Raw genomic sequence first — 26,321 nt, 5'->3', positions numbered from 1 at the left:
CTTGGGGAGATGCCCGGCAGGGCAGAGAGGGGCGCTGTCCCGCCAGCATTTCAAAATAGCCGAGGGGGAGATCAGCAGCTTGCGCGCCTCGCCATCATCCGACTCCCTCTTGCAGTGTAGATACCCGGCAGGGCAAGAGATGACGAAACGCCAGCCGAGCCAATGATGCCTCCACTCCACCTCGTCGAAGCCTCGATCGCCGATCTGCGCCGCGCGCTGGCGGACGGCGCCGTCACCAGCGTCGAGCTCACCGCCGCATACCTCAACCGCATCGCGCATTACGACCGCCACGGCATCGCGCTCAACGCCGTGCCGATCCTTAATCCAAAGATGTTCGACGAGGCGGCGGCTTCCGACCGCCGCCGGCGTGAAAGCAAAACGCTTGGGCCGCTCGACGGCATCCCCTACACCGCCAAGGACAGCTACAAGGTGAAGGGCCTCACCGTCGCCGCCGGCTCGCCGGCCTTCGAGCATCTCGTCGCCACGGAAGATGCCTTCACCATCGCCAGGCTGCGCGCCGCGGGTGCTGTGCTGATCGGGCTGACCAACATGCCGCCTATGGCCAATGGCGGCATGCAGCGCGGCGTCTACGGCCGCGCCGAAAGCCCCTATAACGCCGACTATCTCACGGCCGCCTTCGCGTCCGGCTCGTCCAACGGTTCGGGCACGGCAACGGCCGCGTCCTTCGCCGCCTTCGGGCTGGGGGAAGAAACCTGGTCGTCCGGCCGCGCGCCGGCTTCCAACAACGCGCTGGTCGCCTATACGCCCTCGCGCGGCGTCATCTCGGTGCGCGGCAATTGGCCCTTGGTGCCGACCATGGACGTGGTTGTGCCGCACACCCGCAGCATTCCCGACATGCTGGAGCTGCTCGACGTCATCGTCGCCGATGATGCTGAGACGCGCGGCGATTTCTGGCGCGTGCAGCCCTGGGTGGCAATCCCGAAAGCCTCGGCGATACGGCCGGCCAGCTACGCCGCGCTTCCGCTGCAAGGCGCGCTCAGAGGAAAGCGGCTAGGCGTGCCGAAAATGTATATCGGCAAGGACGACGGCGCCGACCATCCGATCGAGATCCGCGCCTCGGTGCTCGATCTCTGGCGGCAGGCGGCGCGCGATCTGGAAGCGCTCGGCGCCGAAGTGGTCGAGGTCGATTTCCCGGTCGTCTCCAATTACGAGCGCGACCGCCCGGGCGCACGCTCGATGGTCGATCGCGGACTGGTGCCGGAGGCATTTGCCGAGCGCGAGCTCTGGGATCTCTCCATCTGGTCCTGGGACGATTTCCTGCGCGCCAATGCCGATCCGATAATCCCGGATCTCGCTGCGGTCGACGGCGCGAAGATCTTCCCGCAGCCGCCGGGCGCCTTGCCCGACCGCTATGGCGGCGATGCCGATTTCGATCTGGCGCAGTATGTCGAACGCGCCAAACGGGGCGTCGCGCCGCTTGGCGATATTCCTACTGTCGAGGCCGGTTTGAAGGGGCTGGAGCAAACGCGCCGCATCGATTTCGAGGACTGGCTGGACGCCAACCGGCTCGACGCGGTCGTGCTGCCGGCGGCCGCCGATGTCGGCCCGGCCGACGCCGACGTCAACCAGGCCTCCGCCCGGCTCGCCTGGCGCAACGGCACCTGGGTCGCCAACGGCAACCTCGTCTGGCGCCATCTCGGCATCCCGACGGTGACGGTGCCGATGGGCACGATGGGCGATATCGGCATGCCCGTCGGTTTGACCTTTGCCGGCAAGGCCTACGAGGATGTGGCGCTGTTGCAATTGGCCGGCGACTACGAGCGCGCCACCCGGCGCCGCACCGTGCCGCCGCGCACGCCAGCGCTGGCGGACGATGTGTTTGCGGGCGAGGCGGGTAGGGGCGTGTATCGCCATGCCGGCGAGACACCGCTCGGCCTCGGGCTGACTGCCCAAACGAGCCGTGCCGGCAACAGCGACGAGATCGCGGTATCGCTGGAGATCGTTGCCGGCGCCAGCGAGGTGGTGATGGTGAGAGTGCACCTCAACGGCGAGCCGGTTCTGATGGCAGCCAGCGGCTACCGCTACACCGGCCAGGTTACCGTGCCGACCGCGACCCATCAAGGCTTCCACAGCGTCTGGCGCAGAGCGTACGGCTCGATCGTCACGGCGGTTGTGAGGTCGGCGGATGGGCGCACGGGCGGGGCATATGTCGTGACGGGCGGGATTGGCTAGACGCGGCGCCCTATTTCCCCTTTGGTGGGGGAGAAAGCGATTTCAACATCTTAACGAAACCAAGTGTTAGAAATCGCGAGAGAGGGCGTATAGTGCCGACCTTAGCCTTCGTTGTCTCAGGAGGCTGGGGAGAAGGCGGAGTTGATGTCGAAGACGCCAGCGAGGCGAGCCACGAATCCCAAAACTGCTGTTGCATGGAGACGAATACGGGCACCACGTCATGACCTTCGTCGAATATATTGACCAGGTTGTTCTCCTTAGGACGTTCTCCCGATTTGATCTTGCAGACCACCAAGCCTCGACTCATCGCTGTCACGGTGCCCTCGGGGAAAACATTGCAACTCGCGCCGTAGCAAAAGGGCAGTATCCCTTCCACTTCGAGCTTCTTACGAATCTGGCATAAAGCCTCGAAATAGTCGTCTTCCTCTGCCTCGATGACTTTGTTTCGATAACTGCAGGTGAGCCTGCATCTGGTTCCCACGTCGTGCAGCGTGAACACCGCTGGCTCGTCACCGCCGGTGTCTCCGCCGATCAGGTACACCGTGTATTGTTCATTCATTGTCATCCCCCAATCCCTCGATCCATGTTAGTTGTATCATTTTCAGATTTCAACCATGGATTGTTCGTCGTTATGACCTAAGAATAGGCTTTCCCGCGCCTTGCTTGACCCATCTCCCGCCCACGCTATCTTCGGCGCCATGTCACACACCACCCCATCCGCCGCAGCGCCGCTCATCGTCATCGACCTGCAGACCGGCATGTTCGACGGCCGCTTTGAGCCACCGATCCATGATGCCGCGACCATAGCCGAGCGCACGCGCGCGCTGATCGGATGGGCGCGGCGCAGCGGCCGCAAGGTGGCCTTCATCCGCCATGACGGCCCAACTGGCGATCCGCTGGCACCCGGCGCTCCAGGCTGGTCGGTGTGGGCAGAGCTAGGCCAGGCCGTCGGCGAACCGACCTTCGGCAAGGCGGTGGGCAATGCCTTTTCCAACGCGGCCCTTGCCGAATGGGTGGCGGGGCAGGGTGCGATGGATGTCGTGCTGATCGGCGCCCAGACCGACTTCTGCGTTGCCGCCACCGTCAAGGGCGCATTCGCCGAGGGGCTCGGCGTCACCGTGGTTTCGGACGCGCATTCCACGCTGGATTCCGAGAAGGAAAAAGCGCCCGCCATCATCGCCCGGCACAACGAGGCGTTTGCCAGTCAGGGCGCGCGGATGACGACCACGGCGGAGCTGACGCAGAGCTGATCGCCTCCACCTTCTCCTCCAGGAAAGAAGGAGAACGACCCAATCCAAGGAGACTTCGCCTTGCCAAGCTTGACCTTGCCCGCCGAAGGCGGCTGCCGCTGCGGCCGTGTGCGCTTGAAGATCTCGGCGAAGCCGCTGATCACCATGGCCTGCCACTGCACCGGCTGCCAGTCGATGTCCTCCAGCGCCTATTCACTCAGCGCGGCGATCCCTTCGGAGGGCTTTGAAGTAACTAAGGGCAAGCCGGTGGTAGGTGGCCTGCACGGCGCCTCTAAACATTATTTCTGCGGCTGGTGCATGACCTGGATGTTCACGAGGCCAGAGGGGCTGGACTGGTTTGTCAATCTGCGCCCGACCATGCTCGACGACCATGCCTGGTTCACGCCCTTCATTGAGACCTGGACAGCTGAGAAATTGTCCTGGGCGATGACGCCCGCGGTACACAGCTATGAAGCGCTGCCCGCCTTCGATGCTTATGAGGGTCTGGTCGCGGAATACGCCAGGGCGCAGGAGCAGGCCTGATGCAAACAAAAACGGCGACTGCTCAGGTCGCCGTTTTGCTTACAAGGTCGACGCGGGCGTTGGGGGCGCATTGTTGGGGATGTGCTTGGGGCGTCCGCGTCGACCAAGGCGGCCTCGTATCCGCAGGAACAACATCGCATATTTTTTGCGCGCGGAAACTTCCGCGAAAACGGAATATGACAGCTCTCCTCCCGGTCACTCGGAAGAGGAAGGGCGAAACACTTTCTCCCTCAACCCGCATTGACCGCGCGCGCCCGACCAGCGACGACTGACGCTTTCCCTTCAATGGATTGCATCGTGAACCGGACTCATTTTTTCAACGCCAGGCTTGCCGACGACATGCTCGCCGACCTCACGGTGGCAGACGGCCACTTCAGCGCCATCGTGCCCGCCGGCGGCACGGCCAGCCCGGGCGCCATCGATCTTGCCGGCCAGCTCGTGCTGCCGGCTTTCGTTGAGGGCCATATCCATCTCGACACCTCCTTCTACGGCGATGCCTGGCGGCCGCACATTCCCTGCACCGACGGTTTCGACGTGCGTGAGCGCGTCGCCTTCCAGATGCGCAACCTGACGCTCGCAGCGCCGATGGCGGAGCGGGCGAAAAACCAGCTCGAGCTCTGCGTTGGCCATGGCAGCCTCGCCATGCGTAGCCACGTCATGGTCGACGCCGCGGTCGGCCTGAAGCATGTGGAATGTATCCTCGGCGTGCGCGAAAGATATCGCGACCTGATCGACATCCAGCTCGTCGCCTTTCCGCAGAGCGGCATCCTGTCGTCGCCGGGCACGGCCGAGCTTCTCGACGAAGCGCTGAAGCTCGGCTGCGACCTCGTCGGCGGCCTCGATCCGGCAAGCTTCGATCGCGACGTCAACGGCCATCTCGATGTCGTCTTCGGCCTTGCCGAAAAGTGCGGCGCTGGCGTCGACATCCATCTGCATGACGCAGGCACGCTCGGCCTGTTCGAGATCGAGGAGATCGCGGCGCGGACAAAGGCGCTCGGCATGGCCGGCAAGGTCGCGATCAGCCACGCCTATGCGCTGGGCGATATTTCGGCCGATGCGCTGGCGAAAGCCGGTGAGATGCTGGCCGTCGCCGGCGTTTCCATCATGACCAACGCGCCCGGCAACCACGCCTTCCCGCCGGTGGCCGCATTGCGCAAAGCCGGCGTCACCGTCTTCGCCGGCTCCGACAACATCCGCGATTCCTGGTGGCCCTATGGCGATGGCGACATGCTCAACCGCGCCAACATGATCGGCTACCGCTCCGGTTTCTACGAGGATTGGGAGCTGGACACGGCCTATGAGCTGGTGAGCAATGCCGGCGCGAAGGCGCTGGGCCTGGAGGGCTATGGCATTGCGGTCGGTGCCAAGGCGGACTTCGTCGCGCTCGAGGCACGGCATGTGCCGGAAGCGGTGGTCGCCGTTCCGAAGCATCGCGCGGTCTATCGCGCGGGCAGGGAAGTGGCGAGGGGTGGAGAGGTGCGCCCAATTGGGCTTAGACCGGCAGTGCCCGCCAATTGATTGTCCAGCGGAACACATTGCCGTTTGGCCCTATTTGCTGTGATGAGCATGTGCTGTCGACGCAAAGATCAAATCCATCGAACGCTTCGGATTGTTCCGATAAATTTGTGTGGACTACCGTCCTCTTGTCTTTGAATTTTGCAAATTGACAAAAAAATGAGAAAATCCTCCCTCTTGGAGGGCAAGGCGATGGACGCAGATAATAAGATTGTTGCTTTTGCATGGGGCGCCTTTGGTGGGGCACTCCCCACCATAGCAAAATTGGCGAGTACATATGTTGCAGTTCCAACGACTCCTCTGCCAGCGCTCGGCCTATTGCTTGGCGTTATGCTCTGGGCAATCGTCGGAGGCGGCGTGGCTCTGACAAACACAAGCTATGAAACCAGACAAGCTATTTTCGCCGGTGTCGCTGCGCCGGCCATACTTGCGAGTTTGATTTCTGGTGCGACCAGTACACCGGGAACTAAAGTGTCCTTTCTCGACATATCCGCCTACGCGCAACAGGAAACCGGCAGCACGACAACCGGATCGCGTGCGATCGTCATATCCCCACAGGTGGACGGTGGATTGCCGAGGGCAACGTCGATACCCGTGACGGCCGAGGTGAAGACCGGCGATCAGACTAAGATCATTGATCTAGGTGAGATCAAGGACTTGTCATCACCCACTTCATTCACATTGCCCCCTAACACCTCCCAAGTCTTTGTTTCGGATGAGCCTGTCAAGACCACAGACTCACTCACTAACATCGACCTGTCAGTTAAGACGGCCCCTTCCAATGGCGGAGACTTGTTGTGGGCGCTTGGCGGCCCTCGCAAATTCGAAATCCAGTCGCTTCAAGTCGCTCCCGCCAAACAATAGCGCGTGCGCTGGACGAGACTGAGTTTCAGTAGGATGTGAATCAACGGACAAGTCAAAAAGTCTAACACATGACGTCGCGGGCCGTTCCGGCCCGTGACCGAGGCACAAGCCGCCTGGCCGATCTGGTAATTTAGTTTGCATGCATATGTTTCAAGTGGCGCCGGCTTCGTGAAGCATTTCACCGTTCGCGCGCAATCGCCCCGATACAGACGCACCTCAAAAGCGGCGCCTGGTGAACAGGTGGCACCGTTTTTCCCGCCGCTGTCTCATGGAGGTCCCGATGTTCAAAAGCCTCAGCCGAATCCGTGCAGCCTTCGCCAAGGCAAGCCTGCGTCGCCGCACGACGCGCGAGCTCAATGAGCTGCCGCAGGAGATCAAGCGCGACATCGACTGGCCGGAGCGGGCGGAGCCCGACGAGATCCGGCTGCCTTTCTAGATCGATGCGTTTTGGAGCGGCGGCACGGTGCTGTTTGGATGCGCCGTGCCACCACCAGGGGACGATCAGCCGGCCGGTTTGTAGGCGCCGGCGGCTTTGTTGGCGGCCGCGATGACAGCTTTCATGTCCAACTCTTCCAGGACGACCAGGTCGCTTACGGAGCCGCTTGCCCGCACCGCCAGCGTCATGCCCATCCCGGCAACTTGATCCGGGACCTCGCCATTGACGATGACGTCGTAGATGCCACGCGTGAACATCAGGCTGCTCATCTTGCCGCCGACGCTTTCAAAGAGCGCCTTGATCGCGGCGCCCCGGTCCGAGCCTTGCATCAACCCCTTCGCTGCATGGGGTTCGTAAGTCGCAAGTATGGTAACCTTCATGGAAACTCCCTCCAAATATCGCTATCGCCGGCTGCATGGGCAGCGCGGACGTGCTTGATTTTCTCGACGATTTGACCATGTCTGTGGACCGCCTCGACAATGATTAACGGCGGTTCGGCCGGAGCCTGGCTTCGGCTTGCGGTAATATGCGCTATTTCTAATATAACGACAATGATGTTTGCGTTGACCGATGGCCATTCGACTATCCAGAAGGCCGCCGGCACGGCGACTATGTAGGCCAAATGTCGCCCGGACGATGCGCCATGACCGTTTTGTGTATTCACGCAAGGCATCATCGCTGGTAATAGGTCAACCAAGCTGACCTAAAATACGAAGCTCTATGCCAAGCACTGCGGGAGGTGCGCATTGACCCTTTTGAACCTTCTGGCTTCGCGCTCCTCGCGCATGAAAGCCTCGGAAATCCGCGAACTGTTGAAGCTGCTCGACCAGCCCGACATCATCTCCTTTGCCGGCGGGATTCCCGATCCGTCGCTTTTCCCGGCCGAAGCGATCGCCGATGCCTACCAGGCGGTGCTCGGCGGCAAGGAGGCGGGGACGGCGCTGCAATACCAGGTCAGCGAAGGGTATCTGCCGCTGCGCAAATGGCTGGCCGCCTATATGGGCAAGCTTGGTGTCCAGTGCGACGAGGGCAACATCTTCATCACCTCCGGCTCGCAGCAGGCGCTCGACTATCTCGGCAAGCTGTTCCTCTCGCCCGGCGACACCGCTCTGGTCACCTGGCCGACCTATCTCGGCGCGCTGCAGGCCTTCAACGCCTATGAGCCGCGCTACGACCGGCTGAACACCGCCGGCGGCAACATGACGCCCGAGGCCTATCGCACTGCTGCCGGCGCGAATGGCGGCAAGGTGAAGTTCGCCTATCTGGTGCCGGACTTCGCCAACCCGACCGGCAACACGCTGGATGCCAAGCAGCGCGGGGCGGTGCTCGACCTTGCCGGCGAACTCGACATCGCAGTCATCGAGGACGCCGCCTACCGGGCGCTCCGCTATGACGGCGAGGGCGTGCCGCCGATCCTGGCGCTCGACTGCGCTCGCTCCGGCGGCATCGATCATGCGCGCACACTCTATTGCGGCTCCTTCTCGAAGATCCTCTCGCCCGGAATGCGCGTCGGCTGGGTCTGCGCACCGCGCCATGTCGTGGAAAAACTGGTGCTGATGAAGCAGGCTTCCGACCTGCACAGCCCGTCGATCAATCAGATGGTCATGCACCGCGTCGCCGAAACGATCTTCGACGGCCAGGTGGAGAAGCTGGTCGGCGCCTACCGCAAGCGGCGCGACGCGTTGCTTGGCGCGCTCGAGGAAAACATGCCCGACGGCATTTCCTGGAGCCGGCCCGACGGCGGCATGTTCGTCTGGCTGACGCTGCCGGAAGGCACTGACGCCACCGAGCTCCTGGCGCGTTCGGTGAAGGAGGCGCGCGTCGCCTTCGTGCCCGGCAACGCCTTCTTCGCCGACAGCACCGGCCGCAACACTTTGCGCATGTCGTTCACGCTTGCCGACGATCGCGCAGTGGGTGAGGGTGTGCCGCGGCTGGCGAGGCTGTTGCAAGGCTAATGCATGTCGCCCAAAAGTGGGCAGCGGTTTTGGGAGGCCGACATGCATCAAAGCAAAAACTTAAAGCGCGTCAACTGAATCCGTTTCAGCGCGACGCGCTTTAAGCCGGCCATCACCTCGTTCTCGCGCAGGCGTGAATGGGAGTGCGCAGGCGTGATTATCCGCGCGGCCGAATCTTCTCTAGGGTCGCCCTCGATCCAACACCCCCTGGATCGATCCGGCCGTGGGGTCCCACCTTTACGGACCGAACGAAAGAGCCCCGACGGCCTCCACCGGCGGGGCTTTTTTCATGGCCGAAGCCAGGCGTCGCGCCGCCTTGTTCGGGCCGCTTTTGCGCTGGACTCTTCGCCGGCTTGGCCAAGCGGGAGACTGGCCAAAAAGAGGAGACCGTGATGACTTTGCGCCTCGGCTTCACCGTGCTTGCCTTGATCGCCTTCGCCGGCCAGGCGTCGGCTTTCGAAATCTCCAGCCCGTCCGTGTCCGACGGCAAATGGGATGCGAAATATCTCGGCGACAATCCCGGATGCGGTGGCCAGAGCGTCTCGATCGCGCTGGCATGGAAGGAACCGCCGGCCGGCACCAAAAGCTACGCGCTCACCATGTTCGACCCCGACGCAAATGGCGGCAAGGGGTTCTGGCACTGGCTGGCCTGGAACATCCCGGCAAGCGTCAAGGGCCTCGCCGAAGGCGCCGCTTCGAAAAGCGGCAAGCACATGCCGAAAGGCGCGGTGCTCGGCAAAAGCGGCACCGGCCGCGCCGGCTATTTCGGCCCATGCCCGCCGCCCGGCAGCGGCACGCATCACTACGTCTTCACCCTATTTGCGTTGGGCGAGAAGACGCTGCGGACACCGGAAAACCCGCTGCCTGAGATGGTCGCGGTGGCGGCGAAGAGCTCGGCGCTGGGCGAGGCGTGCGTGACGTATACCTTTGGTAGGTAGCGGGCCTCCCTCGGGAAGAGGAAGATTGCCCGACTACTCAGCCGCTTCCAGCTTGTCCTGCGTCTTCGTCTCGAAGTCGCTGGCGTCGTGGCGCTCGCGCAGCTGGAAGGCGGGGTCGCCGGACATCCGGTTGACCATGCGGCCGCGCGACACCGCCGGCCGCTTGTCGATCGCTTCGGCCCAGCGCTGCACATGCTTGTACTCATGCACGGACAGGAACTCGTCGGCATTGCTGTAGCTGCGGCCCTTGGCGAGCCCGCCATACCAGGGCCACACCGCCATGTCGGCGATCGTGTATTCCGGCCCCGCGAGATATTCGCTCTCCGCCAGCCTGCGGTCGAGCACGTCCATCTGGCGCTTGGTCTCCATGGCGAAGCGGTCGATGGCGTATTCGATTTTTTCCGGCGCATAGGCGTAGAAGTGCCCGAAGCCGCCACCGAGATAGGGCGCCGAGCCCATCTGCCAGAACAGCCACGAAAAGGTTTCGGCGCGCGCGGCGCGCTCGGTCGGCAGGAACGCGCCGAATTTTTCCGCCAGATAGGTCAGGATCGAGCCGGACTCGAACACGCGCACCGGCTTCGGCTCGCTGCGGTCCATCAGCGCCGGGATCTTCGAATTCGGGTTGACCTCGACGAAGCCCGAGCCGAACTGGTCGCCGTCGCCGATCTTGATCAGCCAGGCATCATATTCGGCGCCGCTATGCCCGAGCGCCAGAAGCTCCTCCAGCATGATCGTCACCTTCTGGCCGTTGGGCGTCGCCAGCGAATAGAGCTGCAGCGGATGCTTGCCGACCGGCAATTCCTTCTCATGCGTCGGCCCGGCGACGGGCCGGTTGGTCGAGGCGAAAGTGCCGCCATTCGGCTTGTTCCAGGTCCAGACTTTCGGCGGGATGTATTGGTTCATCGGGTGTGGCCTTGCAGGGTTGGGTGAACTGAGCGACGGCTGGTTGCCGCTAGAATTAGGTACGACCGTGCGCGCGTCAAAGAAAAAAGTTCAATTCTTGTTGAACTAGTGCTTGTGCCAGCGTCCCTTACCCCGCGACAGAAGGGAAGATCGCCCTTGCACCGCGCCTCTTTGGCCATACCTATACGAGATAGACTCGTAAGCCAGGTTGGATTGATGACCGTCGAAAAGATTTCACGCTCCGTCGTTGCCGTGCGCGCCACCGTGCCGGACGATGCTTTCACCGCCAATGCGCTGGGCACGCGCCGTGAGGGCAGCGGCGTGGTGATCCGCGACAACGGGCTGGTGCTGACCATCGGCTATCTCATCACCGAGGCCGAGGAAGTCTGGCTGACCGACCAGGACGGCCGCGTCGTGCCGGCGCATGCGTTGGCCTATGACCAGGAGACCGGCTTCGGCCTGGTGCAGGCTCTGTCGCCGCTCGGCCTGCCGGCGGTCGAGTTCGCCGATGCCGCCAAGGCCAGTGCCGGCGATGCAGTCACCCTTGCCGACGGCATCGGCCAGCAGGTCGACGCTCATATCGTCACCAAGCAGGAATTCGCCGGCTATTGGGAATATCTCCTCGACGAGGCGATCTTCACCGCGCCGGCGCATCCGTCCTGGGGCGGTGCCGCGCTGTTCGACCGAGACGGCAAACTGCTCGGCGTCGGATCGCTGCGCCTGCAGATGAGCCGTGCTGGCGAGGTCGCCGACATCAACATGGTTGTGCCGATCAACCTTCTGCCGCCGATCCTCGACGACCTGGTCAAGCGCGGCCGGACCGCCAAACCGCCGCGTCCATGGCTCGGCGCCTTCTCGGCCGAATCGAACGGCATGGTGGTGGTGATGAGCGTCGCCGAGGGCGGTCCCGCCGCCAAGGCCGGCCTGCGCCAAGGCGACATCATATCCGACGTGCGCGACGGCGAGGTCGACGGTCTCGCCGATTTCTACCGCAAGATCTGGGAGAATCCGGCCGGTTCCGAAATCCCGCTGCGCGTCGTGCGCGACGGCCGCGAGACCTGGCTCAGGGTAAAATCCGCCGACCGCAACTCCTTCCTGAAGAAGCCGCAGCTGCAGTAGCCGCCGGGATGCATCCAAGGCTGCTGAAGACCTTTCTCGCGGTCGCGCGAACGCGTAACGTCACGCGCGCGGCGCAAGAGGTCAATCTCGCCCAGTCGAGCGTCAGCGACCAGATCCAGGCGCTGGAAGCCGAGCTTGGCGCGACCCTGTTCGCACGCACGCGCCAGGGGTTGGAACTGACGTCGGCGGGTTCGGCGCTGAAGCCCTATGCCGAGCAATGGCTGGTGCTTGCCGACGAGGCGCGGGCAGCTGTGCAGTCGGCCTCGGGCGAGACGCAAGGCAGTCTGTCGATCGGCGCGCTGGAGACGATTGCCGCCGCGAGGCTGGCCGGCTGGCTTTCGGGTTTCCGCATCGCCTATCCCGATATCGATATGAAGCTGAAGATTGCCGGCACCGGCGAGTTGCTGCGTCGACTTGGCGAAGGCGACATCGACGTCGCCTTCTGCTTCGACCGCTCCGATAGCGATGGGCTGGACGATCGCTTCGCCAAGCGAAGCGTCGCGGCCGAGCGCCTCGTGCTGATCGCGCCGCCCGGCGAAAACGGCGCGGAGGCTGGTCTGGCAGAGCTGGCCGGGCGGCACTTCGTCGCCACCGAGACCGGCTGCGTCTACCGCCATCTGATCGACCGGACTTTTGCCGAGGCGGGACTCGGCAAGCCGAGACTAGCCGCCGAAGCCGGCAGCATCGACGCCATTGCCGGCCTGGTGGCGGGAGGCGCCGGACTGGCGCTGGTGCCGCGGCTCGCGGTCGCCGCCGCGCTCGAACGCGGCGAGGTGGCCGAGATGACATGGCCGGGCACGGTCCGCGCGGCGGACCTAGTCATGATCTGGCGCCGGCGGCGCGTGCAGCCGCCGGCGCTGAAGCTATTGCTCGGCGCGATGGGCGAGGATTTCGCGGCCGTCACACCAGCCTGTGGCCGCCTTCGACATGCAGCGTCTCTCCGGTCGTAAAGCCGTTGCCGATCAGGAAGCGCAGCGCATCCGCTATGTCCTGCGGCCGGCCGACCCGTCCCGCCGGCAGGCGCTTGGCCATGGCGGCTAAAGTGTCGTCCTTCCGGTCGCCGGCGACGAATTCCCAGATCGGCGTGTCGACCCAGCCGGGCGAGACGGCGTTGACACGGATCGGCGCCAGCTCGACGGCCAGCGCGCGCACCAGCCCTTCAAGCGCTGCGTTGACCGCCGCGACCACCGAACCGCGCGCGGCCGGCCGGTAGGCGGCGATGCCGGAGACGAAGGTGATCGAACCGGTGGGCGAGAGCCTCGGCGCGCCATGCTTGGCCAGAAGCAGCGGCCCGAAGAATTTGCTGTTCACCACGCGCTGCGCGGCGGCCAGTTCGATCTCGGGCAACAGCCGGTAGGCGCCCTCGATGTCGGCCGCCGTGCTGACGATATGGTCGAGCGGCCCGATACGGGCGAACAGCGCCGCAACCTGGTCCTCGCGGCTGATGTCGACCACTGCCATTTCGAGCGCGGCCGGGTTGCCAAGTTCCTCTCGCGCGGCATTGAGCTTCGCCGCATTGCGCCCGGCGATGACGACATCAGCGCCTTCATCGAGGCAGCGCCGGGCGAGCGCCAGCCCCATGCCTGAACTTCCGCCGACGATGAGTATATTTGCCTTGTCCATGTCGATGCCTTTGCGTTGCATGGACGCTGATGTGGCAAGGCGCGGCGTGGAGCGGAAGCGGAAGAAACCGATAGCGATATCGGAGAGTCCGATAGCGCTCGACGGCTGCTGACAGGAACTGGCACCAGTGACCGCTACAGCCTTCCGGGAATCATCCAGACTATTTGAAAGCAAGGCGAGGTCATGATGCCCCCGATCAAAGTCGATCCCGAAAAGGTGCGGGAGTTTCCAGATGCCGAGAGCTTCCACCTCTGGCTCAGCAACAACCACGCCGGCGAAACCGAGGTCTGGATCAAAATCCACAAGGTCGGCTCGGGTCTGGCCTCGATCACGCCGAAACAGGCGATCGATGTCGTGCTGTGCTTCGGCTGGATCGACGCCGTGCGCAAATCGCTCGACGACAAGAGTTTTCTGCAGCGCTACACGCCGCGCGGCAGGAAAAGCATCTGGAGCAGGATCAACATCGACAATGTCGCCCGCCTGGTCGAAGAGGGGCGCATGACGAAGCATGGTCTTGAGCAGGTCGAGGCGGCCAAGGCCGATGGCCGTTGGGACCGCGCCTATGCCGGATCGAGGGAGATGACCATTCCGCCCGACCTGCAGGCGGCGATCGACGCCGAACCGAGGGCCAAGGCGATGCTGGCGACGCTTTCGGCCCAGAACCGGTTCGCGCTCGCCTTCCGCACCCACAACATGAAGACCGAAGCGGGCCGCAGCAAGAAGATCGCCGATCTGGTGGCGATGCTGAAGCGCGGCGAGACGATCCATCCGCAGAAAAAGTAGGGCATGATCCCGAAAGGTGGTTACCGGCTTTCGGGATCATGCCCTTCGAAGATGACACAAAAACGCCGCCCGGAAGGGAGGGGCGGCGTTTTCGGGAAGCGATGATCCTGAACCCTTTTGAAGCGGTCCGGGATCATCCGGTCATGAAGGTGATCGAGGCGCTTACGCGGCCTTCTTCGCGGCGGGCTTCTTAACCGCATGCTTCTTCACGTGGTGCTTCTTCACATGATGCTTCTTCACGTGATGCTTCCTGGCATGATGCTTCGCGTGCTTCTTGCCGTGATGATGCTTCTTGGCGTGGTGACGGTGATGCTTGCGGTGATGCTTCTTGTGCTCGACCTTGGCGGCGGGCTTCGCCGTCTCGGTGGTCGCGGCCGGAGCAGCAGTCGTGGTCGTCGTCGTGGTCGCGGTGGTCGTGGCGGCGGCGTTGGCTTCAGTGGTGCCCAGCGCCGGCACCGCGAAAGCGAGCGCGACGGCAAGGCCGAGTGCGGAAAGAAGGGTCTTTTTCATAATCGGCATTCCTTGATTAAGAACAATGTCCTGTGTCGCGCGCCGCAAATCGTCGGCTGCTCCGGTACCGCTTATGACAGCCGCTCTTTTCGCGAGTTTTTCCCTACTGTTGAATCTTGTTTCTGGATTGTGTCTGGCAGGACGGAGGCCCAACTTGTCTGGCCGGCCAATCGACCCGGATGCCGGCAAGGCAGCGTTGGTCACGGGCGGCAATCGCGGCATCGGCCTGCCGCGTTGCCGAACTTGGCTTCACCGGGGTGATCGGCGTGCGCGGCGTCGCCAAGGGCGAGGATGCGGCGAAGCAGCTCGGCGGCAAGGTCGAAGCGACCGAACTGGACGTCGCCGTGCCCGATGCGACGGCCCGCGCGGCCGCGAAAGCGGACGGGGCAGTGGAAAAATGCCATAAGATATTGTCTTCGTAGACTTTGTCCGCCTCAAGCTGCGTCGTCGCGTGCCTTCTCGATCTCTTCGAGATAGAACTGCTTGCTCGGTTGCAGGTGGTCGACGCAGAGCTGCGCCAGTATCCAGTTGTCGTGCCGCTTCATCGCCTCGATCATGAACCAGTGGTGCTGGCGCGACACTTCGAGCTTTTCCGGATCGGCGAGCGAATTGGCGCGCACCGGCAGGCTGAGCCGCATATATTGCTCGATCGACGACACCAGATAGTCGTTGCCGCAGGCCGAGAACATGGTCAGGTGGAAGCGGTCGTTGGCCTCGTGAATGCCGCTTAGATAGTTTGCCTCGACATGGGCGCTATAGACACGGTGGATCTCCGTAAGTTCCGCGATCAGGGCCTCGCTCGCCGGCAGCGGGATCATCAGCGCCGCCTGCCGCTGCAAGAGCTCGCGTACCTCGTAGATCTGCCTGACTTCCCCCGGCGACAGCCGCCGCACCATCGCGCCCTTGTTGCGCTGGCGAGTGACGATGCCGAGTTTTTCGAGCTGATAGAGCGCCTGGCGGATCGAGTGGCGCGAGACCGGGAACCGGGCGAGCAGCACGTCCTCGACCAGCCGCGCGCCGGGCGCCAGCCGGCCGAAGATGATGTCTTCCTCCAGCGCCCTAACGATGTCGGCTTCCTTGCCGCCATAATCGGTCATGTTGGGCGTCCCGCCGTCCTTGCTTCACCAGCTAGTCTAACATCGCGGCATGCTACGAAAATAGCATTCTCTGTCGCCGGCATGGCGCCCGGGCAAGGTGGATCCACGAACACGTCAAACATCGTTTTGCGTTTGAGATCAAATCCGCGGCATCAGCTCACAGAGCCGGTTGATACGTTGCCAGCTATGCTACGAAAATAGCATTCTCTGTTCGCCGGACCCGATGCTAGGGTCCCGCGCATCCGGGGCGGGATCGGGTAGAGGAGGACCGACCAAACGGGCGCGAGCCCGCATTGCTCATGTTTTAGCGCATCCTGTTGAACCATTGCGAGGCCGCCGCATTTCCCGGCGTCGGCCACAAGGGAGGAACCACCAGTGAAAGCATCCTATCTCGTCTCGGCCGCTCTGCTTGCGGCGACCGCGATGCCGGCGGCGGCCGGCGAAATTTCCGACGGCAAGGTCAAGATCGGCATCCTCAACGACCAGTCCGGCGTCTATGCCGATTTCGGCGGCAAGTGGTCGGTCGAGGCGGCTAAGATGGCGGTCGAGGATTTTGGCGGCAAGGTCCAGGGCGCGCCGATCGAGATCGTCAGCGCCGACCATCAGAACAAGCCCGACATCGCCTCCAACATCGCCCGCCAGTGGTACGACACCGAGCAGGTCGACGCGATCATGGAACTCACCACCTCGTCGGTGGCGCTGGCCGTCCAAGGAATTTCAAAGGAAAAGAAGAAGATCGACATTGTCACCGGCGCGGCCACCACCGACCTCACCGGCAAGCAGTGCTCACCCTATGGCTTCCACTGGGCTTACGACACCCATTCGCAGGCGGTCGGCACCGGCGGCGCGCTGGTCAAGCAGGGTGGTGACAGCTGGTATTTCATCACCGTCGACTACGCCTTCGGCTATTCGCTGAAGGACCAGACCGCCAAGGTCGTCGAGGCTGCGGGCGGCAAGGTGCTGGGCGAGGTGCGCTATCCGCTCGGCTCCACCGACTATTCCTCCTTCCTTTTGCAGGCGCAGTCCTCCGGCGCCAAGATCGTCGGCCTTGCCAATGCCGGCCTCGACACCTCGAACTCGATCAAGCAGGCGGCCGAGTTCGGCATCGTCGCCGGCGGCCAGCGGCTGGCAGCGCTCCTCTTCACGCTGGCCGAAGTGCACGGTCTTGGCCTGCAGGCGGCGCAGGGCGTCGTCCTGACCGAAGGCTATTACTGGGACCGCGACGACGAGAGCCGAAAATTCGCCGAGCGCTTCTTCAAGCGCACCAACCGCATGCCCAATATGATCCAGGCCGGCACCTATTCGGCGGTGCTGCAATATCTGAAAGCCGTCGACAAGGCCGGCACCGACGAGACGGAAGCGGTGGCCAAGCAACTGCATGAGATGCCGGTCAACGACGTCTTCACCGCCAACGGCAAGGTGCAGGCCGACGGTTCGATGGTGCACGACATGTATCTCTACCAGGTCAAGAAGCCGGAAGAGTCGAAGAAGGACTGGGACTACTACAACTATCTGGCGACCATTCCGGGCGAGCAGGCCTTCATGAAGGCCGAAGACAGCGGCTGCCCGCTCGTCACCAAGTGACGCTCGACACCGCTACCGCCGCCCGTCCAGGCGGCACCGAACAGAGGCCGCGGGTGGTGCTTTCCGCCCGCGGTTTGAGGCGCGACTTCGCCGGCTTCGTCGCCGTGAAGGATGTCGACCTCGAGGTCCATCACGCAAAGATCCACGCGCTGATCGGACCGAACGGCGCCGGCAAGACCACCATCTTCAACCTGTTGACCAAGTTCCTGCAGCCGACCAGCGGCAGGATCGAATTGCTCGGCACCGACATCACCCGCACGCCGCCTGCAAAAGTGGCGCGCATGGGGCTGGTGCGCTCCTTCCAGATCTCGGCGATCTTTCCGCACCTCACTGTGCTCGACAATGTGCGTGTCGCGCTGCAGCGCCCGAGCGGGCTGGGTTATCAATTCTGGCGCCCGGTCTCCGCACTCGATCGACTGACGCCAAGGGCGCGCGAGCTTCTCGCCGTCGTCGGCCTCGACGATGCCGCGCATCGGCTCGCCGGCGATCTTTCCTATGGCCGCAAGCGCGTGTTGGAGATCGCCACCACGCTGGCGCTCGATCCGAAAGTGCTTTTGCTCGACGAACCGATGGCCGGCATGGGGCATGAGGATGTCGGCATGATCTCCGGCATCATCCGCTCGCTGGCGAAAGACCGCGCCGTGCTGATGGTCGAGCATAACCTCACCGTTGTCGCCGACCTCTGCGACTGGATCACCGTCATGCAGCGCGGCCAGGTGCTGGCCGCCGGCGACTACGCCACGGTGAGCCAGGACGAGCGCGTGCGCGTCGCTTACATGGGAACGGAACATGAGTGAGCCGTTGCTTGCGGTGCGCGATCTCCACGCCTGGTATGGCGAGGGCCATGCGCTGCACGGCGTGAACCTCGATGTCTTTCGCGGCGAGACGGTGACCCTGCTCGGCCGCAACGGCGTCGGCAAGACGACGACCTTGCGCGCCATCATAGGGCTGATCCGCAAGCGCACCGGCTCCGTCACCTTCAACGGCAAGGATCTGATGCGCCTGCCGCTGCACCGCGTCGCCCATCAGGGCATCGGCTTCGTGCCCGAGGAGCGCGGCATCTTCGCCACGCTGACCGTCGACGAGAACCTGATCCTGCCGCCCGTGGTGGCCAAGGGCGGCATGAGCGTGGAGGAAATCTTCGAGCTCTTTCCCAACCTCAAGGAACGCCGCAACAGCCAGGGCACCAAATTGTCCGGTGGCGAGCAGCAGATGCTGGCCATCGCCCGCATCCTGCGGACCGGCGTCGAGATGCTGTTGCTCGACGAGCCGACGGAAGGCCTGGCGCCGGTCATCGTGCAACGCATCGGCGAGTTGCTGGCGGCACTGAAGAGGCGCGGCATGACCATTCTCCTTGTCGAGCAGAATTTCCGCTTCGCCGCCCGCATCGCCGACCGTTTTTATCTGATGGACCACGGCAAGGTGGTGGAGAGTTTCCCGGTCGCGCAGCTTTCCGCGCATACCGAGAAACTGCATGAGGTGCTCGGGGTATGACCACGTTCTTCGGCATACCCATCCAGGCGCTTCTCGGCCAACTCCTGGTCGGCCTCATCAACGGCTCCTTCTACGCCATGCTGAGCCTTGGGCTGGCCGTCATCTTCGGCCTCTTGCGCATCATCAATTTTGCCCATGGCGCGCTCTATATGCTGGGTGCCTTCATCGGCTATCTGCTGCTCGTTCAGCTCGGTATCGGTTACTGGCCGGCGCTGATCATCGTGCCGGCGATCGTCGGCCTGTTCGGCATGGTGGTGGAACGCGTAGCACTTTCGCGCCTCTACCGGCTCGACCCGCTGTACGGCCTGCTCTTCACCTTCGGGCTGGCCTTGGTCATCGAAGGCGTGTTCCGCTATTTCTACGGCGTTTCCGGCAATCCTTACGCCGTGCCGGCGCTGCTTGCCGGCGGCACCAATCTCGGCTTCATGTTCCTGCCCAATTATCGCGGCTGGGTGGTGGTGGCCTCGCTCATCGTCTGCATCGGCACTTGGCTGCTGATCGAGAAGACCAGGCTCGGCTCCTATCTGCGCGCAGCGACCGAGAACCCGGAACTGGTGCAGGCCTTCGGCGTCAACGTGCCGCTGCTGTTGACGCTGACCTATGGGCTGGGCGCCGCCCTTGCCGGGTTGGCCGGCATCCTTGCAGCACCCGTCTACCAGGTCAGCCCGCTAATGGGTTCGGACCTGATCATCGTCGTCTTCGCCGTCGTTGTCGTCGGCGGCATGGGCTCGATCCTCGGCGCCATCGTCACCGGCTACATGCTCGGCCTCGCCGAGGGCCTGACCAAGGTGTTTTATCCGGAGGCCTCGAACCTGGTCGTCTTCGTCATCATGGCGATCGTGCTGTTGCTGCGGCCGGCGGGCTTGTTCGGAAGGGACGCCTGAGATGAGTGAGGCGACCCTGCACCAGGAACGTGCCGCTGCCTCGCTCAGGCTGGAGCGGGCGTTGTTAGCGCTGGGCATCGTGGCGCTGATCGCGGCGCCCTTCGTCATCTACCCGATTTTCGTCATGAAGATGCTGTGCTTCGCGCTCTTCGCCTGCGCCTTCAATCTCTTGCTCGGCTACACCGGCCTGCTCTCTTTCGGTCACGCCGCATTTTTCGGCGGAGCCGCCTATTTCTGCGCCTATGCCGTGAAGGCCTGGGGCTGGCCGCCCGAGGCCGGCATACTGCTCGGCACGGCGGGCGCGGCTTGCATGGGGCTGGTGATGGGTTTCCTCGCCATCCGCCGGCAAGGCATCTATTTCTCCATGATCACGCTGGCGCTGGCGCAGATGTTTTACTTCTTCTGCGTCCAGGCGCCGTTCACCGAGGGCGAGGATGGTATCCAGGGCGTGCCGCGCGGAACGCTCTTCGGCGTCCTCGATCTTGGCGACACCATGAACATGTATTTCTTCGTGCTCGCCGTCTTCCTGATCGGCGCCTTCGCCATCTGGCGCATCGTCAACTCGCCCTTCGGCATGATCCTGCGCTCGATCAGGGAGAACGAGAACCGTGCCATTTCGCTGGGCTATTCGGTCGGCCGCTACAAGCTCGCCGCCTTCGTCATGTCGGCAGCACTTGCCGGTCTTGCCGGCGCGACCAAGGCAATCGTCTTCCAGTTCGCCACGCTCACCGACGTCACCTGGCAGATGTCGGGCGAGGTGATCCTGATGAACCTGCTCGGCGGCATCGGCACGATGGTCGGCCCGGCCGTCGGTGCCGGACTTGTCGTCGGGCTGGAGAACACGCTGGCCACCTCCGGCTTCCCGGTGACCATCGCCACGGGGCTGATCTTCATGATCTGCGTGCTGATTTTCCGGCGCGGGATCGTTGGTGAGATCTATGCGCGGTGGCTGGGGCGGTAAGCGCTGAGGCCAGGCCTCATCCCACCGGCACCTCCAGCCCCACCTTCACCCGATCCATCGCCACGAAGGTGCGAAACCTTTTGACATTGTTGTTCGCAAAGAACAGCCGCCTAGTCAGCGCCTCGTAATCAGCCATGCTCGCCACGGTGACGACGAGAATGAAATCGGCTTCGCCGGTGACGTAGTAGCATTGCTGCACCTCAGGCACCTGGGCAAAGCCGCGCTTGGCAGCGTCGATCAATTCGGCGCGCTCGCTCTCGACCTCGACCTCGACAAAAACGGTGATCGGGTGGCCAACCTTGCCCGGATCGACCAGCGCGACATTGGCGCGGATGACGCCCGTCTCCTCCATGCGCTTGATGCGCCGCTGCACGGCAGGCGCCGACAGGTTGACACTCTCACCGATCACTCGCTGCGGCGTCGTGTTGTCCTTTTGCAGGATAGCGAGGATGGCGCGGTCGAAGGCATCGAGGTCGGACTGAGCGGTCATTATGGGTCTCAACGAAACAAACTTGCATTTCAACTAGCAAAACAGAGCGCCTTTCTCGCTCGCGGTGCAATAAATTTCAGCCATCAAGACGGAGAAACCCATGTTCCTGCTCAACCGCCATCCGGACCATCGCCAGCCATTGACCCAGCAGGATGCCGTGACGCTTGGGCTCGCTGGAGCCGGGGAGGCCGAGCGCTTCCTTGGCCACCGCGACAACCATGCCGAGACGCCGCTGCACGCCTTGCCGGCGCTGGCGGATGAGCTCGGCATCCGCGCGTTGCACATCAAGGACGAAGGCAAACGCCTCGGCCTTGGCAGCTTCAAGGCGCTGGGCGGCGCCTATGCCGTCATGCATCTGGTGCTGGAAGAGGCCGGCAGACGGCTCGGCCGTTCCGTCGATGTCGCCGAACTGCATAGCGCTGACGTCAAGGCGATTGCCGCCGGCATGACCTTCGCCTGCGCGACGGACGGTAATCATGGACGCTCGGTGGCGCAGGGCGCAGGCCTGGTCGGCGCGCGCTCAGTCATCTTCGTCCATTCGGGCGTCAGCAACGAACGCGTCGCGGCCATCGCCCGCTTCGGCGCCGACATCGTGCGCATCGCCGGCGATTACGACCAGTCGGTGAGGGAAGCCGCCCGCGTCGCCGCCGAGCGCGGCTGGACCGTCGTCTCCGACACCTCCTGGCCGGGCTATGAGCGCATACCGGGACTGGTGATGCAGGGCTACACGGTGATCGTGCGCGAAGCGCTGAAGCGCATGCCCAAGCCGCCCACCCATATCTTCCTGCAGGCCGGCGTCGGTGGCTTCGCGGCGGCGGTGGCCGGCCATCTTGCCATCGTGCTCGGCGAGGCACGGCCGACGGTGACGGTCGTCGAGCCCGCTCGCGCCGCTTGCCTCTTTGAAACCGCGAAGGCCGGGCATCCCGTCGCGATCGCGCACAGCAAGCCGACGGTGATGGCGATGCTCGAATGCTACGAGCCGTCTCTGGTCGCCTGGCGCGTGCTATCGCGGATCGCCGATGCCTTCATGACTGTGGATGAGGACGATGCCGTCGGCGTGATGAACCGCCTGGCGCGGCCTGCGGGCAACGATCCGGCGATCGTCTCGGGCGAGAGCGGCGGGGCGGGGCTCGCCGGACTGATCCGCTCGGCCGGCGACCGCGAGATGCGGGCGGCGCTCGGCCTCGACGCTGACTCCAGGGTCCTCATCATCAATTCGGAAGGCGCGACCGATCCCGGCCGCTATGCTGAGCTGGTCGGGATGGCGCCGGACGAGGTCACGCGGGAGAGGCAACCGGCATGAGCAATCTGACTGTTGACGCCGACCGTCTTCTTCGTCGTATCGAGGAGCTCGGCAGCCTCGGCCGTGACGCGCAGGGCAGGCTCGTCCGCGTCGCCGCATCCGATATGGACAAGCTCGGCCGCGACCGCCTCGTAGCCTGGCTGGAAGAGGCGGGCCTCGAGGTCGCCGTCGACCGCATTGGCAACATCTTTGGCATCTGGCGCGACGATGCCAATGCCGGCGAGGCGCCCGTCATGCTCGGCTCGCATATCGACACCGTGATCGATGCCGGCATCTATGACGGCTGCTACGGCGTGCTTGCCGGCCTCGAAGCGATCGAGAGTCTGAAGGAGGCCGGCTTCGCGCCGGCCCGGCCGCTCGTGGTCGCCGCTTTCACCAATGAGGAGGGCGTACGCTTTTCGCCCGACATGATGGGTTCGCTGGTTTTTGCCGGCGGCCGCGACCTCGAGGAGGCACTGGCCTCGGTCGGTACCGATGGCGCGGTGCTGGGCAAGGAACTGGAGCGTATCGGCTATGCCGGCCGGCATGCCCCCGGCTTCCTCAAGCCGCATGCCTATGTCGAGCTGCATGTAGAGCAGGGGCCGGTGCTCGAGCGCGAGGGCATCGCCATCGGCGCGGTCGAAAACCTGCAGGGCATTTCCTGGCAGCGCATCACCATCGACGGCGAGGCCAACCACGCCGGCACCACGCCGATGAGGATGCGCCGCGATGCTGGCGTCGCCGCCGCGCGGGTGATCGGCTTCCTCGCCGACCGTGCGAGCGCGTCGCCGACACCGACGGTCGCCACCGTCGGCACCATTGCCTTCGAGCCCAACGCCATCAACGTCATCCCGTCGCGGGCGACCTTCACCATCGATCTGCGCGATCCGAACGAAACGCATCTTCGCGAACAGGAAGCAGCACTGGCTGCTTTCCTTGACAACCTTGCAGCAAGCGCCGGCGTCACCGTGCAGGCCGAAAGCCTGGCGCGTTTCGAGCCGGTGAGCTTCGATGCCGGCATCGTCTCGCTGATCGAGGATGGCGCCAGGGCCGCCGGCCTGTCCTGCCGGCGCATGACCTCGGGCGCCGGCCATGATGCGCAGATGATCGCCCGCATCGCGCCCTCCGCCATGATCTTCGTGCCAAGCCGAGGCGGCATCAGCCATAACCCGGCCGAATTCACCGTCCCAGAAGACCTGGTTGCCGGCGCCAACATCCTGCTCGGCGTTGCCGCCCGGCTTGCAGCCGACTGATGAAAAAACGCGCAATCGCCAGCTTCGATCAGGAATTACCCCCAAAAATAGTCATGCTGGACGTATCAAGGCCTTCGCAGCCGAACATCCGGCGACATCCGGCGGAAACAAACTTCAATCACTTAGCAAAATCAAATGTACGCGAAACGCGCCCGCCAACAGACTTCAGTGCCTGGAAGAAAGAATAGCATGCTGCTTCTCAACCAACGTCCCGAATACAACCAGCCGTTGGTGGAGGCCGATGCCGAGGCCCTGGGCATGGCGGGCGGTGATCGCGCCGAGCATTATCTCAAGGCGCGTGACAACCACGTCGAAACGCCATTGCACGCGTTGCCGGCGCTGGCTGATGAGCTCGGCATCGCAGCACTTCACGTCAAGGACGAGGGGCAGCGCCTCGGCCTCGGCTCCTTCAAGGCGCTGGGCGGCGCCTATGCCGTCATCCGGCTGGTGCTGGAGGAGGCGGGCAAGTGGCTCGGGCGTACCGTCGACATCAGCGAGATCAACGACGCCAAGGTGCGCCGGATCGCCTCCGGGATGATCTTCGTCTGCGCCACCGACGGCAATCACGGCCGTTCGGTGGCGCAGGGCGCCGGCCTGGTCGGCGCGCGTTCGGTGATCTTCGTCCATGCCGGCGTCAGCGCCGAGCGTGTCGCGGCCATCGCCCGCTTCGGCGCCGAGATCGTGCGGGTCGAGGGCGGCTATGATCATGCGGTCCGCGAGGTCGCCAGGGTCGGCGCCGAGCGTGGCTGGAAGATCGTCTCCAACACCTCCTGGCTGGGCTATGAGCGCGTGCCGGGCCTGGTCATGCAGGGCTATACGGTCATCGTGCGCGAGACTTTGCGCCATATGGCCGAGCCGCCCACGCATATCTTCCTGCAGGCCGGCGTCGGCGGCTTCGCGGCGGCGATCGCCGGCCATATGGCGATCATGCTCGGCACGCGGCGGCCGAAGGCCGTGATTGTCGAGCCGACACGCTCGGCTTGCCTCTACGCCTCCGCCCAGGCGGGGCGTCCGGTGACGATCGCCAATCAGCAGTCGACGGTCATGACGATGCTCGAATGCGCCGAGCCGTCCTCGGTCGCCTGGCGCGTTCTGGCGCGTGTCGGCGATGCCTTCATGACCGTGGAGGAAGAGGATGCGATCGCCGTGATGAAGCGGCTGGCGCGGCCATTGGGCAACGATCCGGCGATCGTCTCCGGCGAGAGCGGCGGGGCAGGGCTCGCCGGACTGATCCGCGCGGCGGGCGAGCGTTCCATGCGCACGGCGCTCGGCCTCGACAGCCACTCGCGCGTGCTCGTCATCAACTCTGAGGGCGCGACCGACCCCGGCCGCTTTGCCGAACTGGTCGGCGTGGCGCCGGACGATGTGCTGATGCAGGTTGCCTGAGGCAATTCGAAGAAAGTTGTACGGTGGTCAGGCTCGACTTTGCTGTAGCAGGCTCGGCGGCTTCGCCGTAGCTTTCCGTTCGCTATAGCGCAAAAAGGGCGACCAATGGCCAGACTCGACCTTGAGGCACTGCACCGCGAGATGACAATGTGGCGGCGCGATCTTCACGCCCATCCCGAGTTCGGCTTCGAGGAAAATCGCACCGCCGCCTTTGTGGCGCAAAAGCTGCGGGATTTCGGCATCGAGGTTGCCGAAGGTATCGGCGGCACCGGCGTCGTCGGCACGCTGAAGCGCGGCAGCGGCAACCGCGCCATCGCACTGCGCGCCGACATGGATGCCTTGCGTATCGCTGAGCAGGGCACGGCGCCCCACCGCTCGCAAACCCCCGGCACCATGCATGCCTGCGGCCATGACGGCCACACCGCGATGCTGCTCGGCGCGGCAAAAGTCCTGGCCGACGAAGGCGGTTTCGACGGCACGGTGCGCTTCATCTTCCAGCCGGCCGAGGAATGGGGCAAAGGCGCGCTCGCCATGCTCGACGACGGGTTGCTCGAACGCTTCCCCTTCGAGGAGATTTTCGGCCTGCACAACATGCCGGGCCTGCCCGTAGGCCATTTCGAGACCCGGGCCGGTCCAGTGATGTCGGCCGAGGACAATTTCGAGATCGTGCTCAAGGGGGTCGGCGGCCATGCCGCACGCCCGCATGCCGGGCGCGAGACCCTGGTCGCCGCTTGCGCGCTGGTCGTCAATCTGCAGACCATCGTCGCGCGCCGGCTGAGCCCCGCCGATATCGGCGTCGTCTCGGTGACCGAGCTGATCACCGACGGCACCCGCAACGCGCTGCCGGGAACCGCGCGCATCCTTGGCGACTGCCGCAGCTTTCGCCCGGAGGTAAGTGCTGCGATCGAGCAGGAAATGCGCCGCATCGCCGAAGGCACTGCGCAGGCCTATAATGTTGAAGCTGAAATCACTTACACGCGCGAGTTCGTTCCCTTGATCAACGACGCGGCGCTGGTCGACGAAGCATTTGCGGCAGCCAGGACAGTGCTGGCCGACGACGCTGTTCGCGTCGCGGCTGAGCCGATGACAGCCTCGGAGGATTTCGCCCGCTTTCTGCACCGTGTCCCCGGCTGCTTCGTCTTCATGGGCAATGGCGACACCGCGCCGCTGCACAACCCCGCCTATGATTTCAACGATGAAGGCCTGCTCTTCGGCGCGCGGTTTCATGAGGCGGTGGTGAGAAGGAGGCTGGCGGCTAGCTGATCTCTCCCATACGAGA

The 26,321-nt window shown here is 64.0% G+C and carries 30 protein-coding genes; 22 read left to right on the top strand and 8 right to left on the bottom strand.

Annotation, left to right across the window (positions count from 1 at the left end; translation table 11 throughout):
* Positions 1-165: 165 nt before the first annotated feature.
* Complete coding sequence (locus tag FJ988_RS17660) at positions 166-2,193, top strand: amidase (protein ID WP_140819655.1); 2,028 nt, start codon at positions 166-168, stop codon at positions 2,191-2,193.
* Between the two features lie 10 nt (positions 2,194-2,203).
* Here FJ988_RS17660 and FJ988_RS17655 read toward each other — a convergent pair whose 3' ends face one another.
* Positions 2,204-2,752, bottom strand: a complete 549-nt coding sequence (locus FJ988_RS17655; protein ID WP_181183573.1) for a hypothetical protein — start codon at positions 2,750-2,752, stop codon at positions 2,204-2,206.
* Positions 2,753-2,891: 139 nt separating this feature from the next.
* On the opposite strand from FJ988_RS17655, the gene FJ988_RS17650 reads away from it, so the two are divergent.
* The 5 genes from FJ988_RS17650 (at position 2,892) to FJ988_RS30855 (ending at position 6,780) form a co-directional block, all read left to right on the top strand.
* Entirely contained in the window at positions 2,892-3,443 is a 552-nt protein-coding gene (locus tag FJ988_RS17650) for an isochorismatase family protein (RefSeq protein WP_140819615.1), read from the top strand.
* 60 nt (positions 3,444-3,503) lie between these two features.
* Complete coding sequence (locus FJ988_RS17645) at positions 3,504-3,965, top strand: GFA family protein (RefSeq protein WP_140819614.1); 462 nt, start codon at positions 3,504-3,506, stop codon at positions 3,963-3,965.
* 297 nt (positions 3,966-4,262) lie between these two features.
* Positions 4,263-5,483, top strand: a complete 1,221-nt coding sequence (locus tag FJ988_RS17640; protein ID WP_140819613.1) for an amidohydrolase family protein — start codon at positions 4,263-4,265, stop codon at positions 5,481-5,483.
* A 156-nt stretch (positions 5,484-5,639) separates the two neighbouring features.
* Entirely contained in the window at positions 5,640-6,344 is a 705-nt protein-coding gene (locus FJ988_RS17635) for a hypothetical protein (RefSeq protein ID WP_140819612.1), read from the top strand.
* A gap of 280 nt (positions 6,345-6,624) precedes the next feature.
* Entirely contained in the window at positions 6,625-6,780 is a 156-nt protein-coding gene (locus tag FJ988_RS30855) for a hypothetical protein (protein ID WP_181183571.1), read from the top strand.
* Positions 6,781-6,845: 65 nt separating this feature from the next.
* Here the strand turns inward: FJ988_RS30855 and FJ988_RS17630 are convergent, their stop codons facing one another.
* The gene (locus FJ988_RS17630) at positions 6,846-7,160 is read right to left on the bottom strand and encodes a GYD domain-containing protein (RefSeq protein WP_140819611.1); all 315 of its coding nucleotides are present in this window, start codon (positions 7,158-7,160) and stop codon (positions 6,846-6,848) included.
* Positions 7,157-7,444: a hypothetical protein gene (locus tag FJ988_RS30850; RefSeq protein WP_140824862.1), complete on the bottom strand. Its 288-nt coding sequence runs from the start codon at positions 7,442-7,444 to the stop codon at positions 7,157-7,159. The genes FJ988_RS17630 and FJ988_RS30850 overlap by 4 nt, the downstream gene beginning before the upstream one ends.
* A gap of 121 nt (positions 7,445-7,565) precedes the next feature.
* Between FJ988_RS30850 and FJ988_RS17625 the strand changes: the two genes are divergently transcribed.
* Both FJ988_RS17625 and FJ988_RS17620 read left to right on the top strand, forming a co-directional pair.
* Positions 7,566-8,735: a PLP-dependent aminotransferase family protein gene (locus FJ988_RS17625; RefSeq protein ID WP_181183574.1), complete on the top strand. Its 1,170-nt coding sequence runs from the start codon at positions 7,566-7,568 to the stop codon at positions 8,733-8,735.
* 392 nt (positions 8,736-9,127) lie between these two features.
* A complete protein-coding gene (locus FJ988_RS17620; RefSeq protein ID WP_181183570.1) occupies positions 9,128-9,673 on the top strand; it encodes a YbhB/YbcL family Raf kinase inhibitor-like protein in 546 nt (181 codons plus the stop codon).
* A 33-nt stretch (positions 9,674-9,706) separates the two neighbouring features.
* Here FJ988_RS17620 and yghU read toward each other — a convergent pair whose 3' ends face one another.
* Positions 9,707-10,576: a glutathione-dependent disulfide-bond oxidoreductase gene (gene yghU / locus FJ988_RS17615; protein ID WP_140819608.1), complete on the bottom strand. Its 870-nt coding sequence runs from the start codon at positions 10,574-10,576 to the stop codon at positions 9,707-9,709.
* A gap of 216 nt (positions 10,577-10,792) precedes the next feature.
* Between yghU and FJ988_RS17610 the strand changes: the two genes are divergently transcribed.
* Both FJ988_RS17610 and FJ988_RS17605 read left to right on the top strand, forming a co-directional pair.
* A complete protein-coding gene (locus tag FJ988_RS17610; RefSeq protein WP_140819607.1) occupies positions 10,793-11,695 on the top strand; it encodes a S1C family serine protease in 903 nt (300 codons plus the stop codon).
* 8 nt (positions 11,696-11,703) lie between these two features.
* The gene (locus tag FJ988_RS17605; protein WP_140819606.1) at positions 11,704-12,645 is read left to right on the top strand and encodes a LysR family transcriptional regulator; all 942 of its coding nucleotides are present in this window, start codon (positions 11,704-11,706) and stop codon (positions 12,643-12,645) included.
* On the opposite strand, the gene FJ988_RS17600 is transcribed toward FJ988_RS17605, so the two are convergent.
* The gene (locus FJ988_RS17600; protein ID WP_140819605.1) at positions 12,596-13,318 is read right to left on the bottom strand and encodes an SDR family oxidoreductase; all 723 of its coding nucleotides are present in this window, start codon (positions 13,316-13,318) and stop codon (positions 12,596-12,598) included. The two genes, FJ988_RS17605 and FJ988_RS17600, sit on opposite strands and share 50 nt — an antisense overlap.
* Before the next feature lie 186 nt (positions 13,319-13,504).
* Here FJ988_RS17600 and FJ988_RS17595 point away from each other — a divergent pair, with 186 nt between their 5' ends.
* The gene (locus FJ988_RS17595) at positions 13,505-14,101 is read left to right on the top strand and encodes a YdeI family protein (RefSeq protein WP_140819654.1); all 597 of its coding nucleotides are present in this window, start codon (positions 13,505-13,507) and stop codon (positions 14,099-14,101) included.
* A 162-nt stretch (positions 14,102-14,263) separates the two neighbouring features.
* Here the strand turns inward: FJ988_RS17595 and FJ988_RS17590 are convergent, their stop codons facing one another.
* Complete coding sequence (locus FJ988_RS17590) at positions 14,264-14,611, bottom strand: hypothetical protein (protein WP_140819604.1); 348 nt, start codon at positions 14,609-14,611, stop codon at positions 14,264-14,266.
* Positions 14,612-14,790: 179 nt separating this feature from the next.
* Between FJ988_RS17590 and FJ988_RS17585 the strand changes: the two genes are divergently transcribed.
* Positions 14,791-15,033: a hypothetical protein gene (locus tag FJ988_RS17585; RefSeq protein ID WP_140819603.1), complete on the top strand. Its 243-nt coding sequence runs from the start codon at positions 14,791-14,793 to the stop codon at positions 15,031-15,033.
* Positions 15,034-15,045: 12 nt separating this feature from the next.
* Here FJ988_RS17585 and FJ988_RS17580 read toward each other — a convergent pair whose 3' ends face one another.
* Positions 15,046-15,708 carry a GntR family transcriptional regulator gene (locus FJ988_RS17580; protein WP_140819602.1) on the bottom strand — a complete coding sequence of 221 codons (663 nt, stop codon included), beginning with the start codon at positions 15,706-15,708 and terminating at the stop codon, positions 15,046-15,048.
* 375 nt (positions 15,709-16,083) lie between these two features.
* Between FJ988_RS17580 and FJ988_RS17575 the strand changes: the two genes are divergently transcribed.
* From FJ988_RS17575 to FJ988_RS17555, 5 genes are read left to right on the top strand one after another with little or no spacing between them, the layout of a single operon-like run.
* Complete coding sequence (locus FJ988_RS17575) at positions 16,084-17,292, top strand: ABC transporter substrate-binding protein (protein WP_140819601.1); 1,209 nt, start codon at positions 16,084-16,086, stop codon at positions 17,290-17,292.
* Positions 17,289-18,089, top strand: coding sequence for an ABC transporter ATP-binding protein (locus FJ988_RS17570; RefSeq protein WP_140819600.1), 801 nt, complete (start codon positions 17,289-17,291; stop codon positions 18,087-18,089). Before FJ988_RS17575 ends, FJ988_RS17570 begins: the two co-directional genes overlap by 4 nt.
* Entirely contained in the window at positions 18,082-18,786 is a 705-nt protein-coding gene (locus tag FJ988_RS17565; RefSeq protein WP_140819599.1) for an ABC transporter ATP-binding protein, read from the top strand. Before FJ988_RS17570 ends, FJ988_RS17565 begins: the two co-directional genes overlap by 8 nt.
* Complete coding sequence (locus tag FJ988_RS17560) at positions 18,783-19,670, top strand: branched-chain amino acid ABC transporter permease (RefSeq protein ID WP_140819598.1); 888 nt, start codon at positions 18,783-18,785, stop codon at positions 19,668-19,670. Before FJ988_RS17565 ends, FJ988_RS17560 begins: the two co-directional genes overlap by 4 nt.
* Before the next feature lies 1 nt (position 19,671).
* On the top strand, positions 19,672-20,631 hold the full coding sequence (locus FJ988_RS17555) for a branched-chain amino acid ABC transporter permease (protein ID WP_140819597.1): 960 nt from the start codon (positions 19,672-19,674) through the stop codon (positions 20,629-20,631).
* A gap of 16 nt (positions 20,632-20,647) precedes the next feature.
* Here the strand turns inward: FJ988_RS17555 and FJ988_RS17550 are convergent, their stop codons facing one another.
* On the bottom strand, positions 20,648-21,121 hold the full coding sequence (locus FJ988_RS17550; protein WP_140819596.1) for an Lrp/AsnC family transcriptional regulator: 474 nt from the start codon (positions 21,119-21,121) through the stop codon (positions 20,648-20,650).
* Between the two features lie 100 nt (positions 21,122-21,221).
* Between FJ988_RS17550 and FJ988_RS17545 the strand changes: the two genes are divergently transcribed.
* From FJ988_RS17545 to FJ988_RS17525, 5 genes are all read left to right on the top strand, one after another.
* Positions 21,222-22,424 (top strand): diaminopropionate ammonia-lyase, encoded by a 1,203-nt coding sequence (locus FJ988_RS17545; protein ID WP_140819595.1) that lies wholly within the window; start codon positions 21,222-21,224, stop codon positions 22,422-22,424.
* Positions 22,421-23,656 carry a Zn-dependent hydrolase gene (locus tag FJ988_RS17540; protein ID WP_140819594.1) on the top strand — a complete coding sequence of 412 codons (1,236 nt, stop codon included), beginning with the start codon at positions 22,421-22,423 and terminating at the stop codon, positions 23,654-23,656. The genes FJ988_RS17545 and FJ988_RS17540 overlap by 4 nt, the downstream gene beginning before the upstream one ends.
* Complete coding sequence (locus FJ988_RS17535) at positions 23,656-23,844, top strand: hypothetical protein (RefSeq protein ID WP_140819593.1); 189 nt, start codon at positions 23,656-23,658, stop codon at positions 23,842-23,844. The genes FJ988_RS17540 and FJ988_RS17535 overlap by 1 nt, the downstream gene beginning before the upstream one ends.
* A gap of 1 nt (position 23,845) precedes the next feature.
* Positions 23,846-25,042, top strand: a complete 1,197-nt coding sequence (locus FJ988_RS17530) for a diaminopropionate ammonia-lyase (protein WP_140819592.1) — start codon at positions 23,846-23,848, stop codon at positions 25,040-25,042.
* Positions 25,043-25,147: 105 nt separating this feature from the next.
* Positions 25,148-26,305, top strand: coding sequence for a M20 aminoacylase family protein (locus FJ988_RS17525; protein WP_140819591.1), 1,158 nt, complete (start codon positions 25,148-25,150; stop codon positions 26,303-26,305).
* Positions 26,306-26,321 lie beyond the last annotated feature (16 nt).

Source organism: Mesorhizobium sp. CU3, assembly GCF_006442965.1.
Taxonomy (GTDB): Bacteria; Pseudomonadota; Alphaproteobacteria; order Rhizobiales; family Rhizobiaceae; genus Mesorhizobium.
The sequence above is the reverse complement of the archived record's forward strand: the minus strand, read 5'-3'. Positions and strand labels throughout refer to the sequence as shown.

Bases quoted from the DNA above. Each gene is read 5' to 3' on its own strand.
- FJ988_RS17660 (WP_140819655.1), top strand. From the start codon at position 166: ATGCCTCCACTCCACCTCGTCGAAGCCTCGATCGCCGATCTGCGCCGC.
- FJ988_RS17655 (WP_181183573.1), bottom strand. From the start codon at position 2,752: ATGAATGAACAATACACGGTGTACCTGATCGGCGGAGACACCGGCGGT.
- FJ988_RS17650 (WP_140819615.1), top strand. From the start codon at position 2,892: ATGTCACACACCACCCCATCCGCCGCAGCGCCGCTCATCGTCATCGAC.
- FJ988_RS17635 (WP_140819612.1), top strand. From the start codon at position 5,640: ATGAGAAAATCCTCCCTCTTGGAGGGCAAGGCGATGGACGCAGATAAT.
- FJ988_RS30855 (WP_181183571.1), top strand. From the start codon at position 6,625: ATGTTCAAAAGCCTCAGCCGAATCCGTGCAGCCTTCGCCAAGGCAAGC.
- FJ988_RS17630 (WP_140819611.1), bottom strand. From the start codon at position 7,160: ATGAAGGTTACCATACTTGCGACTTACGAACCCCATGCAGCGAAGGGG.
- FJ988_RS17625 (WP_181183574.1), top strand. From the start codon at position 7,566: ATGAAAGCCTCGGAAATCCGCGAACTGTTGAAGCTGCTCGACCAGCCC.
- FJ988_RS17620 (WP_181183570.1), top strand. From the start codon at position 9,128: ATGACTTTGCGCCTCGGCTTCACCGTGCTTGCCTTGATCGCCTTCGCC.
- yghU (WP_140819608.1), bottom strand. From the start codon at position 10,576: ATGAACCAATACATCCCGCCGAAAGTCTGGACCTGGAACAAGCCGAAT.
- FJ988_RS17610 (WP_140819607.1), top strand. From the start codon at position 10,793: ATGACCGTCGAAAAGATTTCACGCTCCGTCGTTGCCGTGCGCGCCACC.
- FJ988_RS17605 (WP_140819606.1), top strand. From the start codon at position 11,704: ATGCATCCAAGGCTGCTGAAGACCTTTCTCGCGGTCGCGCGAACGCGT.
- FJ988_RS17600 (WP_140819605.1), bottom strand. From the start codon at position 13,318: ATGGACAAGGCAAATATACTCATCGTCGGCGGAAGTTCAGGCATGGGG.
- FJ988_RS17595 (WP_140819654.1), top strand. From the start codon at position 13,505: ATGCCCCCGATCAAAGTCGATCCCGAAAAGGTGCGGGAGTTTCCAGAT.
- FJ988_RS17590 (WP_140819604.1), bottom strand. From the start codon at position 14,611: ATGAAAAAGACCCTTCTTTCCGCACTCGGCCTTGCCGTCGCGCTCGCT.
- FJ988_RS17585 (WP_140819603.1), top strand. From the start codon at position 14,791: ATGCCGGCAAGGCAGCGTTGGTCACGGGCGGCAATCGCGGCATCGGCC.
- FJ988_RS17580 (WP_140819602.1), bottom strand. From the start codon at position 15,708: ATGACCGATTATGGCGGCAAGGAAGCCGACATCGTTAGGGCGCTGGAG.
- FJ988_RS17565 (WP_140819599.1), top strand. From the start codon at position 18,082: ATGAGTGAGCCGTTGCTTGCGGTGCGCGATCTCCACGCCTGGTATGGC.
- FJ988_RS17560 (WP_140819598.1), top strand. From the start codon at position 18,783: ATGACCACGTTCTTCGGCATACCCATCCAGGCGCTTCTCGGCCAACTC.
- FJ988_RS17555 (WP_140819597.1), top strand. From the start codon at position 19,672: ATGAGTGAGGCGACCCTGCACCAGGAACGTGCCGCTGCCTCGCTCAGG.
- FJ988_RS17550 (WP_140819596.1), bottom strand. From the start codon at position 21,121: ATGACCGCTCAGTCCGACCTCGATGCCTTCGACCGCGCCATCCTCGCT.
- FJ988_RS17545 (WP_140819595.1), top strand. From the start codon at position 21,222: ATGTTCCTGCTCAACCGCCATCCGGACCATCGCCAGCCATTGACCCAG.
- FJ988_RS17540 (WP_140819594.1), top strand. From the start codon at position 22,421: ATGAGCAATCTGACTGTTGACGCCGACCGTCTTCTTCGTCGTATCGAG.
- FJ988_RS17535 (WP_140819593.1), top strand. From the start codon at position 23,656: ATGAAAAAACGCGCAATCGCCAGCTTCGATCAGGAATTACCCCCAAAA.
- FJ988_RS17530 (WP_140819592.1), top strand. From the start codon at position 23,846: ATGCTGCTTCTCAACCAACGTCCCGAATACAACCAGCCGTTGGTGGAG.
- FJ988_RS17525 (WP_140819591.1), top strand. From the start codon at position 25,148: ATGGCCAGACTCGACCTTGAGGCACTGCACCGCGAGATGACAATGTGG.